Consider the following 13343-nt stretch of genomic DNA (forward strand, 5'->3'; position numbering starts at 1 on the left):
GGCGGCGGCCCGGCGGTCGGCGGGTCGGGCGTCGGCGGGTCGGGCGGCGGCGCGAGGGTTGGCGATGGCGGGTCGGGCGTCGGCGGGTCGGGCGTCGGCGGGTCGGGCGGCGGCGCGAGGGTTGGCGATGGCGGGTCGGGCGTCGGCGGGTCGGGCGGCGGCGCGAGGGTTGGCGATGGCGGGTCGGGCGTCGGGGGGTCGGGCGCCGGCGCGAGGGTTGGCGATGGCGGCGCGGTGCGGGGCGGCGGGCGCGCGCACGGTCGCACCGTCGTGCTGTGGCCCGACACCTTCACCAACTACCTGTCCCCGTCCGTCGGGCAGGCCGCCGTGCGGGTGCTGGAGGACGCGGGGCTGCGGGTCGTCGTCCCGCCCAAGCCGGTGTGCTGCGGGCTGACCTGGGTGTCGACCGGGCAGCTCGACCGGGCCCGCGCGGTCATGCGGCGCACGCTGGACGTGATGGCCCCGGCCCTGGACGCCGGGCTGCCCGTGGTCGGCCTGGAACCGAGCTGCACCGCCGCCCTCCGCACCGACCTGCCCGAACTCCTCGGCCCCGCCGACCCCCGCGCCGCCCGCCTCGCCGACGCCGTCACCACCTTCGCCGGCGCCCTGGAGGACCTGGCCCCCGACTGGCAGCCCCCGACCGTCGACCGCCCGGTCGTCGGCCAGACCCACTGCCACCAGCACGCCGTCCTCGGCGACGCGGCCGAGCGCCGGCTGCGCGCCCGCGCCGGGCTGACCGGTGAGCTGAGCGGGGGCTGCTGCGGGCTCGCGGGCAACTTCGGCTTTGAGCGCGGCCATTACGACGTGTCCGTGGCCTGCGCGGAGGAGCAGCTGCTGCCGTCCGTACGGAGCGCCGACCCCGCCGCCGAGGTCCTCGCGGACGGCTTCTCCTGCCGCACGCAGCTGGACCAGCTCGCGGGCCGCCGGGCCCGCCATCTCGCGGAGGTGCTGGCCGAGCGGCTGCCGTGAGCTGGGCCGGGGCGGCCGGGGGCCCGGGAGCCCGTGGCGGCCGGGGCTCGGGGCGGCCGGGGCCCGCGACGGCCCGTCACGGTCCGCGACGGCCCATGGCGGCCATGGCGGCCCATGGCGGTCGGGGCGGCCTGAGGAGACCGGGGCGGTCAGCCCCGGTCGCCGGTCAGCCCCGGTCGCCCAGGTCCAGGCGGTCGAGCAGCCCGGCATCCGTGAAGGCGGCGACCAGTTCGTCCCGGCCCTCGGTGAAGTGCGCCCAGCTGTCGTAGTGGACGGGGACCACCCGGCGGGCGCCGAGGATCCGGGCGGCCTCGGCGGTCTGCGCGCTGTCGAGGACGATCAGCGCGCCGTCGAAGAGGACGGAGAAGCGGGGGGCTCCCGCGAAGAGGACGGCGGTGTCCACCGGGCCGAACCGTTCGGCGATCTCCCTGACCGCGTCCAGCGAGGCGTTGTCGCCGCTGACATAGACCGTGGGCAGGCCGTCCCCGGTCAGGACGAAGCCGACGACCTGGCCGGTGACCGGCTCGACCTCCTCGCGCGGGCCGGGCCCGTGGACGGCGGGCACGCCCGTGACGGTGACCGTGCCCCCGCCGGGGCGGTCCAGTTCGACCGCCTCCCAGTCGGCCAGCCCCCTGGCCCCCGCCCCCAGGCGCTGCCCGCCCCCGGGGGTGGTCAGGGTCAGCGGGACCTCGGCGAGCAGGGCCCGGCCGGACTCGTCGAGGTTGTCGGGGTGCTCGTCGTGGGAGAGCAGGACCACGTCGATGGGGCCGAGGTCGGCCGGCGTGGCGGAGGAGGGCGCCGTCTTGGTCAGCCCGCCGCCCGGGACGACGTAGTGGCGGGGCGCGTCGAAGGTCGGGTCGGTCAGGAAACGCAGGCCCCCGTACTCGAAGAAGGCGGTCGGGCCGCCGAGGACGCGGACGGGGAGCTGCTCAGGGCGCGTGCTGGTATCAGACACCAAAACCTCACGGATGGGAAGCGGGTTATCCGTGAAGGACGATAGGAGTTTCTCACGGATGAGCGCAAGCCGTACCATGACAACCATGAGTGGGACGCCGACCGCCGAACCCCTGCCACCGCCCGCGCCGGGGGCGGAGGAATACCCGGCCCTCGACTTCGTCAACAGCGCCATCGCGCTCCCCGCGGGGCACTTCATCGACCTCCTCGGCACCCCCGGGGCCGCGAACCGGTGGCTCACCGACCACGGGCTCGCGCCGGCCGACGCCGGGGTCCAGGAGATGTGCGCGGCGCAGCTGCGCTCGCTGCGCGAGCACATCAGAGTGCTGTTCGCCGCCCGCGTCGCCGGGACGCATGTCCTGCCGACGGCGCTGTCCGCCGTCAACGACGCGCTGAGCAAGGCCCCCACGACCGCCCTGCTGCACTGGGACGAGAAGACCGGCCCCTACCGCGCGACGCCGTGCCCCACCGACGAGATCCTCGACCGCGCCCTCGCCACCCTCGCGGCCGACGCGGCCGACCTCCTCACCGGCCCCGACGCGGACCGCCTCACCGCCTGCGGCTCCACCCCCTGCAACCGCTACCTGCTGCGCCACGGCCGCCGCCAGTGGTGCTCCACCCGCTGCGGCGACCGCGCCCGCGCCGCCCGCGCGTACGCCAGGCGCGCCCGGCCGAAAGCGGACTGACGGCCCGACATCGGCGGCCGGGCAGGACGCGAAAACCAGTGGCCGACCTTGGTGCGGACCAATTACCTTGCGCGCTCGTGACCGAAGTCTCCAAGGCGCCAGGGCTGTTCTCCCGTACGCACGCCGCCGCCACCGCGAGCTTCGCAGCGGTGATGTTCCTGACCGGATTCGCCGCGCTCGCCGTGGTGCCGACGCTGCCGACGGCGGCTCGGGACCTGGATGGGGTGGGGCTGTTCCCCGTGGTGGCGGGGTGTTTTGTGACGGCGAGTCTGCTGGGCGGCGTGCTGGGAGGGCACTGGGCGGACCGGGCGGGGGCGCGCAGGCCGCTGGCGGCGGGGGTGGTGCTCACGGTGGTCACCCTGGTGGTCTCGGGCGGCAGCGTCTCCGTCTGGCAGCTCGCGGCCGGGCGCCTCCTGGACGGGCTGGCGGCCGGGATGGTCGCGGTGTCGGTCAACGCCGCGATCGGGCAGGCGTATCCGGAACGGCTGCGGCCGCGCGCGCTCGCGCTGATGAGTTCCTGCTGGATCATCCCGTCGCTGGCGGGCCCGCCGCTGGCCGGGCTGGTGTCCGAGTGGTGGTCGTGGCGGGCGGTGTTCTTCGGCCTGGCCGCGCTGACGCTGTTGCCCGCGCTGGCGCTGGTGGTCGTACTGCGCGGCCCCGCCCTGGCGGGACCGGAGGCCGCGCCGACGGACGACCACCCGTCGCGCCCGCCGCTGCTGGTCGCGGCGGTGGTGAGCCTGGGGGCGGCGCTGGGGCAGTACGGGGTGTCGGGCTGGGACGTCCGCCATCTGCTGTTCGCCGCCGCCGGGCTCGGCCTCCTCGCGGTCTTCGCGCCGCGTCTGCTGCCCGTGGGCACCTGGCGTGCCGCCCGGGGTCTGCCGGCGACCGTGCTGCTGCGCGCCCTGTCGTCGGGCACGTACTTCACGATCGAGGCGCTGGTGCCCCTCATGCTGATCGCGGAGCGGCGCGCGCCCGCCGTGGTGATCGGCCTGGCGTTCACCGCCGCCGCCGTGGTGTGGGCGGGCGCCTCCTGGGTTCAGGGGCGGCTGGAGAACGTGCCCCGCCACCTGCTGGTCGCCGTCGGCGCGCTGGTGATGGCGGTGGCGGTCGGGCTCGCCGTGGCCGGGACGCTCGCCCGGGGCCCGTATCTCGTCGCCGCGTCCGCCATGCCCGTCGCGGCCGTCGGCATGGGGCTGCTCGCCCCGTCCCTGACCGTGCTGTCGCTCTCCCACAGTCCCTCCGGCCGCCTGGGCCACACCAGCGGAGCGATGCAGACAAGCCAGAACCTCGGCCAGGTCGTGGTGCTGGCCCTCTCCTTCGCCGTGCTCAACACCTGCGTGGCGGGCGGCGCGTCCGCGACGGCCGGTTACGGCGCCGCCTTCGGGCTGCTGCTGGCCCCGACCCTGCTGATCGCCCTGCTGGCCGTTCGGGCGCGCGGCACGGGCGGCAGGGTGGTGGCCGCCGCCCGGACCGACGAACCCTCCCTGACCGGCAGCGGCTCCGACTGAGCGACGACCGGCCGCCGGCAGACGCCCCTGGCCGGGGACGCCCCTGGCCGGAGATGTCCCTTGCCGGGGGCGTCCCTTGCCGGAGACGCCCCTTGCCGGGGGCGTCCCTGGCCGGAGACGCCCCTGGCCGGAGACGCCCCTTGCCGGAGACGTCCCCGGCCGGAGATGGCCCGGCCGGTTACGGCCAAATCATGCAAGCGCGCTTGATTGTTTCTTGCCGCGCTGCCACCCTCCCTTCCCAGGACGCACGTCAGGGACCCCATACGACGGGAGCGCAGCGTGTCCGATACCGACGCCGTGCTCGGCGATCTGCTCGCCGAGGGCGAGGAGTTGGACGGCCTGGTGGCCGGGCTCGCGGAGGAGGATTGGGCCACCCCGACACCCGCCGAGGGCTGGACCGTCGCGCATCAGATCGCCCATCTCGCGTGGACCGACGAGCGGGCGGCGCAGGCGGCCACGGACCCGGCGGGGTTCGCGGCCGAGGTGCGCAAGGCCGCCGCCGACCCCGACACGTTCGTGGACGAGGCCGCCCAACTCGGCGCGGCCCGGCCGCCGGACGAGCTGCTGCGGCGCTGGCGCGAGGGGCGCCGGCGGCTGCGGCGGGTGCTGGCCGCGCAGCCGGCCGGGACACGGCTGCCGTGGTACGGGCCGTCGATGAGCGTGGCCTCCATGGCCACCGCCCGGCTGATGGAGACCTGGGCCCACGGCCAGGACATCGCCGACGCCCTCGGCGTGCGCCGGGCCCCCACCGCCCGGCTGCGCCACGTGGCGCGGATCGGCGTGCGGGCGCGGGGCTTCGCGTACGCGGTGCGGGGACTCGGGCCGCCCGCCGAGGAGTTCCGGGTCGAACTCCGCGCCCCGGACGGCGACCTGTGGACGTACGGCCCCGAGGACGCGCCCCAGCGGGTGACCGGGCCCGCGCTGGACTTCTGCCTGCTGGTCACCCAGCGGGCGCATCGTGCAGATCTGGCGGTGCGGGCCGAAGGCCCGGACGCGGACCGCTGGCTGGACATCGCCCAGGCCTTCGCGGGCCCACCCGGCAAGGGCCGCGCCCCGGGCGGCGGGCGGCCCACCCGCCCCGACCTGCCCGGCGCCGCCGGGGGCAGCCCGGGCCGGCCCGGCGAGGGCCCGGGCCGCCCCGCCGGGGGGCCCGCATGACGCCCCCGCCGTCCCCGCCCTCCCCGCTGCCCCCGCCGCCCCTCCGCGTCGGCAACTGCTCAGGCTTCTACGGCGACCGCTTCGACGCCATGCGCGAGATGCTCACCGGCGGCCCGCTCGACGTGGTGACCGGGGACTACCTGGCCGAGCTGACCATGCTCATCCTCGGACGGGAGCGGCAGAAGGACCCCGCGCGCGGATACGCCGCCACCTTCGCGCGCCAGCTCGACGAGACCCTCGCCCTCGCCCTGGAGCGCGGCGTGCGGATCGTCAGCAACGCGGGCGGGCTCAACCCGGGCGGGCTCGCCGAGGCGATACGTACGGCCGCCGGTGAGCACGGCCTCGCGCCCCGCGTCGCCCATGTCACCGGGGACGACCTCCGCTCCTCCCGCGACTGGCCGGGCCACACCCTCACCGCCAACGCCTACCTCGGCGGCGCCGGGATCGCCGAGTGCCTCCGGGCCGGCGCCGACGTCGTCGTCACCGGGCGGGTCACCGACGCCGCGCTCGTGACCGGGCCCGCCGCCGCGCACTTCGGGTGGCGGGCGGACGACTGGGACGCGCTCGCGGGGGCGGTGGTGGCCGGGCACATCCTGGAGTGCGGGGCGCAGGCGACCGGCGGCAACTACGCGTTCTTCACCGAGCACGACACGCGCCGCCCCGGCTTCCCGCTCGCCGAGATCCACGCCGACGGGTCCTGCGTGATCACCAAACACCCGGGCACCGGCGGCGCGGTGACCGTCGGAACCGTCACCGCGCAACTCCTCTACGAGACGGCCGGCGCCCGCTACGCCGGGCCCGATGTCACCGCCCGGCTCGACACCGTACGGCTCACCCAGGACGGCCCCGACCGGGTCCGGGTCCACGGGGTGAAGGGCGAGCCGCCCCCGCCGTCGCTGAAGGTCGGTCTGACCCGGCTCGGCGGCTGGCGCAACGAGGTCGTCTTCGTGCTCACCGGCCTCGACATCCGCCCCAAGGCCGCGCTCGTCCGCGAGCAGATGGAGGCGGCCTTCACCAACCGCCGCCCCGCCGAGGTGCGGTGGACGCTGGCCCGCACCGACCACCCGGACGCCGACACCCAGGAGGCCGCGAGCGCCCTGCTCCGCCTCACCGTCCGCGACCCGGACCCGGACAAGGTCGGCCGGGCCGTCAGCGGCGCCGCCGTGGAGCTGGCGCTGGCCGGATACCCCGGCTTCCATGTCACCGCCCCGCCCGGCAAGGGGTCCCCGTACGGGGTCTTCGAGGCCGCGTACGTCCCCGCCGCCGATGTCCCGCACACCGCCGTGCTGCACGACGGCACCAGCACCCCTGTCCCCCCGCCCGCCACCACCGCCCCCCTCGCCCCCGTCCCCGAACCACCCCTGCCGCCCCCGCTCCCGCCCGGCCGCACCCGGCGGGCCCCGCTCGGCCTGGTCGCCGGGGCCCGCAGCGGCGACAAGGGCGGGGCCGCGAACGTCGGCGTCTGGGCCCGCACCGACGACGCCTGGCGCTGGCTGGCCCACACCCTCACCCCCGACCGCTTCCGCGCGCTGCTCCCCGAGACCAGAGACCTCCCCGTCACCCGCCACCCGCTCCCCGCCCTGCGCGCCCTCAACTTCGTCGTCGACGGACTCCTCGGCGAGGGCGTCGCCGCCCAGGCCCGCTTCGACCCGCAGGCCAAGGCCGTCGGCGAGTGGCTGCGCTCGCGCCACCTCGACATCCCGGAGGAACTCCTGTGACCCGGCTCGCCTCCGCCCTCGACCCCCACGGCGCCGAGTACGCCGCGAACCGCGAGGCGATGCTCGCCAAGCTCGCCGAACTCGACACCGAGCACGCCAAGGCGCTCGCCGGGGGCGGCGAGAAGTACGTCGCCCGCCACCGCGCGCGCGGCAAGCTCCTCGCCCGCGAGCGCGTCGAGCTGCTCCTCGACCCCGACACGCCGTTCCTCGAGCTGTCCCCGCTCGCCGCCTGGGGCAGCGACTACCCGGTCGGCGCCTCCGTGGTCACCGGTATCGGCGTCGTCGAAGGCGTCGAGTGCCTGATCAGCGCCAACGACCCGACCGTACGCGGCGGGGCCAGCAACCCCTGGACGCTGAAGAAGTGCCTGCGCGCCCACGAGATCGCCCGCGCCAACCGCCTCCCCGTCATCAGCCTCGTCGAGTCCGGCGGCGCCGACCTCCCCAGCCAGAAGGAGATCTTCATCCCCGGCGGCGCGATGTTCCGCGACCTGACCCGCCTGTCCGCCGCCTCCATTCCCACCATCGCCGTCGTCTTCGGCAACTCCACGGCCGGAGGCGCGTACATCCCCGGGATGTCCGACCACGTGATCATGGTCAAGGAGCGGTCGAAGGTGTTCCTCGGCGGGCCGCCCCTGGTCAAGATGGCCACCGGCGAGGAGAGCGACGACGAATCCCTGGGCGGCGCCGAGATGCACGCCCGCGCCTCCGGCCTCGCCGACCACCTCGCCCTCGACGAGCGCGACGCCATCCGCCGGGCCCGCCGCGTCGTGGCCCGCCTCAACTGGCGCAAGGCCCACCCCGACCCGGGCCCCGCCGAACCCCCCGCCCACGACCCCGAGGAACTCCTCGGCATCGTGCCCGGCGACCTCAAGGTCCCCTTCGACCCCCGCGAGGTCATCGCCCGCATCGTCGACGCCTCCGACTTCGACGAGTTCAAGCCGCTCTACGGGCCCAGCCTCGCCACCGGCTGGGCCACCCTCCACGGCTATCCGATCGGCGTCCTCGCCAACGCGCAGGGGGTCCTCTTCTCCGCCGAGTCCCAGAAGGCCGCCCAGTTCATCCAGCTCGCCAACCAGCGCGACATCCCGCTGCTGTTCCTCCACAACACCACCGGCTACATGGTCGGCCGCGAGTACGAGCAGGGCGGGATCATCAAACACGGCGCCATGATGATCAACGCGGTCTCCAACTCCCGCGTCCCCCACCTCTCCGTGCTCGTCGGCGCCTCCTACGGTGCCGGCCACTACGGCATGTGCGGCCGCGCCTACGACCCCCGCTTCCTCTTCGCCTGGCCCAGCGCCAAGTCCGCCGTCATGGGGCCGGGGCAGCTCGCCGGTGTCCTGTCGATCGTCGCCCGCCAGTCGGCGGCCGCCAAGGGACAGCCGTACGACGAGGACGCCGACGCCGCCCTGCGCGCCATGGTGGAGCAGCAGATCGAGTCCGAGTCGCTCCCGCTGTTCCTCTCCGGGCGGCTGTACGACGACGGCGTCATCGACCCCCGCGACACCCGCACCGTCCTCGGCCTGTGCCTCTCCGCCCTCCACACCGCGCCCGTCGAGGGCGCGCGCGGCGGGTTCGGCGTCTTCCGGATGTGAGATGTGAGGAAACCCGTGATCCGATCCCTCCTCGTCGCCAACCGGGCCGAGATCGCCCGCCGGATCTTCCGCACCTGCCGCGAACTGGGCATCGCCACCGTCGCCGTGCACTCCGACCCCGACGCGGGCGCCCCCCACGTGCGCGAGGCCGACGCGGCCGTACGGCTGCCCGGCAGCGCCCCCGCCGACACCTATCTGCGCGCCGACCTCCTCGTCCAAGCCGCCCTCGCGGCCGGCGCCGACGCCGTCCACCCCGGCTACGGCTTCCTCTCCGAGAACGCCGACTTCGCCCGCGCGGTCATCGGCGCGGGTCTCACCTGGATCGGGCCGCCGCCCGAGGCGATCGAGGCCATGGCCTCCAAGACCCGCGCCAAGGACCTGATGCGCGCCGCCGGCGTGCCCCTCCTCGCCCCGCTCGACCCCGGGCGCGCCACGCTCGGCGACCTCCCCCTCCTCGTCAAGGCGGCGGCCGGCGGCGGCGGGCGCGGCATGCGCGTGGTCCGCGACCTCGCGGCCCTCCCCGCCGAGCTGACCTCCGCCCGCGCGGAGGCGCTGTCCGCCTTCGGTGACGCGGAGGTCTTCCTGGAGCCGTACGTCGAGGGCGCCCGCCACGTCGAGGTGCAGATCCTCGCCGACACGCACGGCACGGTGTGGGCGCTCGGCACCCGCGACTGCTCCCTCCAGCGCCGCCACCAGAAGGTCATCGAGGAGGCCCCGGCCCCCGGGCTCTCCGACGGGCTGCGCGACGCCCTCCACGAGGCGGCGGCCGGCGCGGCCCGCGCGATCGGCTACCGGGGGGCGGGGACGGTGGAGTTCCTGGTGGGGCGGGACGGGCGGCCCTACTTCCTGGAGATGAACACGCGGCTCCAGGTGGAGCACCCGGTGACGGAGCACGTGTACGGGGTGGACCTGGTCGCGCTGCAAATGCGGGTCGCGGAGGGCGAACCCCTGCCCGCCGGGCCGCCTGAGGCACGCGGCCACGCGGTGGAGGCCCGGCTGTACGCGGAGGACCCGGTGCGGGGGTGGCGGCCGGGGACGGGGGTGATGCACCGGCTGGCCTTCCCATCGGGGCCGGAGGGGCCGACGGGCCCGGTGGATCGGGCCGGGCCGGTGGGTCCGGGGGGCCCGGCGGGCCTGCGCGTCGACTCGGGCCTCGCCGACGGCGACGAGATCACCGTCCACTACGACCCGATGCTCGCCAAGGTCATCGCCTGGGCCCCCACCCGCGCCGAGGCCGTACGCCGCCTCGCGCACGCCCTGGAGCGGGCGCGGCTGCACGGGCCCGTCACCAACCGGGACCTGCTGGTGCGGGCCCTGCGCCACCCCGAGTTCGAGGACGCCCGCATGGACACCGGCTTCCTCGAACGCCACCTCGAGCAGCTCACCGCCACCGACGACCACACCGCCCCCCTGGCCGCCCTCGCCGCCGCCCTGGCCGACGCGGCGCGGCGGCCCACGGCCGGGACCGGGAGCGGTACCGGGACCGTGGCCGGGCGGCTCGGCGGATGGCGCAACGTACCGTCGCAGCCGCAGCTCAAGACGTACCGCTCGGAGCCGGACGGCATCGAGTACGAGGTCCGCTACCGCCTCACCCGCGACGGCCTCACAGCCGACGACCACCCGGACACCCGGCTGATCGAAGCGAGCCCCCACCACGTGGTGCTTGAAGTGAACGGCGTACGCCGCCCGTTCGACATCGCCGTCTACGGAGACGATGTCCACGTCGACTCACCGCTCGGCGCCCACGCCTTCACCGCCCTGCCCCGCTTCCCCGACCCCACCGCCCGTACGGAACCGGGCTCGCTGCTGGCCCCCATGCCGGGGACGGTGGTCCGCGTCGCCGAGGTGGCGGTCGGCGACCGGGTCGAGGCGGGCCAGCCGATCCTGTGGCTGGAGGCCATGAAGATGGAGCACCGGGTCACGGCCCCCGCCGCCGGTGTGCTCTCCGCACTGCACGCCACCCCGGGCCGGCAGGTCGAGGTCGGGGCGGTCCTGGCGGTGGTGGCGGAGGAGGCCCCCGCCCCGCCCCCGCCGCCCCGTACAGCGCACAGCGACCAGCAGACCGCACCCGGGAGGAGCCGCACATGAAGCCCGACACCAGCCCGCCCAGCCCGAGCAGCCCCCTGATCGACGGCCCCGAACGCTCCGCCCTCCGCTCCGCCGTGGCCGCCCTCGCCAAGCGCCACGGCAGCGACGGGGGAACCACCGACGCCCTGTGGGCCGAGGCCGGCAAGCTCGGCTACCTCGGCGTGAACCTGCCCGAGGAGTACGGCGGCGGGGGCGGCGGCATCGCCGAGCTGTCCATCGTGCTGGAGGAGCTGGGCGCGGCCGGCTGCCCGCTGCTGATGCTGGTGGTCTCGCCCGCGATCTGCGGCACGGTGATCGCCCGCTTCGGCACCGACGAGCAGAAGCGCGCCTGGCTGCCGGGGCTCGCGGACGGCAGCAGGAAGATGGCGTTCGGCATCACGGAGCCGGACGCCGGCTCCAACTCCCACCGCATCACCACCACGGCCCGCCGCGCCCCCGGCGGTGGCTGGCTGCTGACCGGCCGGAAGGTGTTCATCTCGGGCGTGGACATAGCGGACGCCACGCTGATCGTGGGCCGCACGGAGGACGCGCGGACGGGCCGGCTCAAGCCGTGCCTGTTCATCGTGGAGCGCGGGACGCCCGGCTTCTCGTACCGCCACATCCCGATGGAGCTGGCGGCGGCGGAGAAGCAGTTCGAGGTGGTGCTGGACGACGTGGCGCTGCCGGCGGAGGCGCTGGTGGGGGACGAGGACGCGGGGCTGCTGCAGCTGTTCGCGGGGCTCAACCCGGAGCGGATCATGACGGCGGCGTTCGCGCTGGGGATGGGGCGGCACGCCCTCGCGAAGGCCGTGGAGTACGCGCGGGCGCGGCAGGTGTGGAAGGAGCCGATCGGCGCGCACCAGGCGGTGGCGCATCCGCTCGCGCAGGCCCATATCGAACTGGAGCTGGCGCGCTTGATGATGGCCAAGGCGGCCCACCTCTACGACGCGGGGGACGACGCGGGCGCGGGGGAGGCGGCGAACATGGCGAAGTACGCGGCGGCGGAGGCGGCGGTGAAGGCGGTCGACCAGGCGGTGCACACGCTGGGCGGGAACGGCCTGACGGCGGAGTACGGGCTGGCGAAGCTGATCACGGCCGCGCGGGTGGCGCGGATCGCGCCGGTCAGCCGGGAGATGATCCTCAACTTCGTCTCGCACCAGACGCTCGGGCTGCCCAAGTCGTACTGACGGGGCGAAGATCGACGGGACGAACACCGACGGAGGGATCGGCGCCTCATGACAGACGCTCTCGGGACAGACGCTCTCGTACGGCGCGGCTACGCCCACGGCGTCACCACGCTCACCCTGGACTCGCCGCACAACCGCAACGCCCTCTCGGCCCGGCTGGTCGCCGAGGTGCGCGAGGGGCTGGCGGCGGCCGGGCGGGACCCGGCCACGCGGGCGGTGCTGCTGACGCACACCGGCACCACGTTCTGCGCGGGCGCGGACCTGAGCGAGCCGCCGACGGCCTCGGCGGCGCTGGACCTGGCCGCGCTGTTGCGAGCGGTGGTGGAGCTGCCGAAGCCGGTGGTGGCCCGGGTGACCGGGCATGTGCGGGCGGGCGGCCTCGGGCTGCTGGGCGCGTGCGACATCTCGGCGGCGGGCGGCGGCGCGAGCTTCGCGTTCACCGAGGCCCGGCTGGGTCTCGCCCCGGCGGTGATATCGATACCGCTGCTGCCGCGCCTGGATCCGCGCGCGGCGGCCCGCTACTACCTGACGGGGGAGCGGTTCGACGCGGCGGAGGCGGCGCGGATCGGCCTGGTGACCCTGGGCGAGCCGGGGGCGGATGTGGACGCGCTGCTGGCGCCGGTGCTGGAGGGGCTGCGGCGCGGGTCGCCGCAGGGGCTCGCGGAGTCCAAGCGGCTGGTCACGGCCGGGGTGCTGGCGGCCTTCGAGCGGGAGACGGACCGGCTGGCACAGCGGTCGGCCGAGCTGTTCGCCTCGGCCGAGGCCCGGGAGGGCATGGCGGCGTTCCTGGAACGGCGGGATCCGGCGTGGGTGGCGGAGCCGCCGACCGACGGCACGGCGCCCGGCGGGGCGGCGCGATGACCCCGCGTGCCGCGCTGCGCGACCCCAAGCAGGACCGCAGCCGGGCGACACGGCAGCGGCTGCTGGAGGCCGCCGTGGCCTGCCTGGCCGAGCACGGCTGGGCCCGGTCCACGGTGGCGGTGGTGGCCGAGCGGGCCGGGGTGTCGCGGGGCGCGGCCCAGCACCACTTCCCGACCCGCGAGGACCTGTTCACGGCCGCCGTGCAGCACGTCGCCGAGGAGCGCTCGGCCGCCCTGCGCGCGCTGCTCTCGCACGAGCGGCGGGAGGGGCGGGAGCAGCGCGAGCCCGGGGGCCCGGGCCGGGTCGCGGAGGTGGTCGGGGCCCTGGTGGAGCTGTACACCGGCCCGCTGTTCCGGGCCGCGCTCCAGCTGTGGGTGGTGGCCTCGTACGAGGAGCAGCTCGGCGCGCGCGTGGCCGCCCTGGAGGCCCGCATCGGCCGGGAGACGCACCGGATGGCCGTGGAGGCCCTGGGCGCCGACGAGAGCGTCCCGGGGGTGCGGGAGTCCGTCCAGGGCTTCCTGGACATGGCGCGCGGCCTCGGCCTCGCCAATCTGCTCACCGACGACCGCGCCCGCCGCGACCGGGTGGTGGCGCAGTGGGCGCGGATCCTCGACGACGTGCTGCGCGCGCCGGGCTGACG

11 protein-coding genes are annotated in these 13343 nt (G+C 76.0%); 10 read left to right on the forward strand and 1 reads right to left on the reverse strand.

The features are described from left to right. The coding region (locus ABFY07_RS38165) for a (Fe-S)-binding protein (RefSeq protein WP_428837080.1) at nt 1-969 on the forward strand (969 nt) is incomplete at its 5' end. A gap of 166 nt (nt 970-1135) precedes the next feature. On the opposite strand, the gene ABFY07_RS38170 is transcribed toward ABFY07_RS38165, so the two are convergent. Further along, the gene (locus ABFY07_RS38170) at nt 1136-1924 is read right to left on the reverse strand and encodes an MBL fold metallo-hydrolase (RefSeq protein ID WP_346178875.1); all 789 of its coding nucleotides are present in this window, start codon (nt 1922-1924) and stop codon (nt 1136-1138) included. A gap of 85 nt (nt 1925-2009) precedes the next feature. Between ABFY07_RS38170 and ABFY07_RS38175 the strand changes: the two genes are divergently transcribed. The 9 genes from ABFY07_RS38175 to ABFY07_RS38215 all read left to right on the forward strand — a co-directional run bounded on the left by ABFY07_RS38175 (nt 2010) and on the right by ABFY07_RS38215 (nt 13341). Continuing rightward, the gene (locus tag ABFY07_RS38175; RefSeq protein WP_346178876.1) at nt 2010-2609 is read left to right on the forward strand and encodes a CGNR zinc finger domain-containing protein; all 600 of its coding nucleotides are present in this window, start codon (nt 2010-2012) and stop codon (nt 2607-2609) included. Nucleotides 2610-2686: 77 nt separating this feature from the next. Continuing rightward, complete coding sequence (locus ABFY07_RS38180; protein ID WP_346178877.1) at nt 2687-4117, forward strand: MFS transporter; 1431 nt, start codon at nt 2687-2689, stop codon at nt 4115-4117. A gap of 279 nt (nt 4118-4396) precedes the next feature. Next, nucleotides 4397-5275 carry a TIGR03084 family metal-binding protein gene (locus ABFY07_RS38185; RefSeq protein ID WP_346178878.1) on the forward strand — a complete coding sequence of 293 codons (879 nt, stop codon included), beginning with the start codon at nt 4397-4399 and terminating at the stop codon, nt 5273-5275. After that, nucleotides 5272-6993 (forward strand): acyclic terpene utilization AtuA family protein, encoded by a 1722-nt coding sequence (locus ABFY07_RS38190; protein WP_346178879.1) that lies wholly within the window; start codon nt 5272-5274, stop codon nt 6991-6993. Before ABFY07_RS38185 ends, ABFY07_RS38190 begins: the two co-directional genes overlap by 4 nt. Further along, nucleotides 6990-8588, forward strand: a complete 1599-nt coding sequence (locus tag ABFY07_RS38195; protein WP_346178880.1) for an acyl-CoA carboxylase subunit beta — start codon at nt 6990-6992, stop codon at nt 8586-8588. Before ABFY07_RS38190 ends, ABFY07_RS38195 begins: the two co-directional genes overlap by 4 nt. Nucleotides 8589-8603: 15 nt before the next feature. Continuing rightward, on the forward strand, nt 8604-10676 hold the full coding sequence (locus tag ABFY07_RS38200; protein WP_346178881.1) for an ATP-binding protein: 2073 nt from the start codon (nt 8604-8606) through the stop codon (nt 10674-10676). Further along, nucleotides 10673-11842 (forward strand): acyl-CoA dehydrogenase family protein, encoded by a 1170-nt coding sequence (locus ABFY07_RS38205; protein ID WP_346178882.1) that lies wholly within the window; start codon nt 10673-10675, stop codon nt 11840-11842. The genes ABFY07_RS38200 and ABFY07_RS38205 overlap by 4 nt, the downstream gene beginning before the upstream one ends. 48 nt (nt 11843-11890) lie before the next feature. Continuing rightward, the gene (locus tag ABFY07_RS38210) at nt 11891-12703 is read left to right on the forward strand and encodes an enoyl-CoA hydratase family protein (protein ID WP_346178883.1); all 813 of its coding nucleotides are present in this window, start codon (nt 11891-11893) and stop codon (nt 12701-12703) included. Continuing rightward, a complete protein-coding gene (locus ABFY07_RS38215; protein ID WP_346178884.1) occupies nt 12700-13341 on the forward strand; it encodes a TetR/AcrR family transcriptional regulator in 642 nt (213 codons plus the stop codon). The genes ABFY07_RS38210 and ABFY07_RS38215 overlap by 4 nt, the downstream gene beginning before the upstream one ends. Nucleotides 13342-13343 lie beyond the last annotated feature (2 nt).

Origin of the sequence: Streptomyces sparsogenes subsp. cuspidosporus (genome assembly GCF_039532705.1) — a bacterium.
GTDB lineage: Bacteria > Actinomycetota > Actinomycetes > Streptomycetales > Streptomycetaceae > Streptomyces > Streptomyces sparsogenes.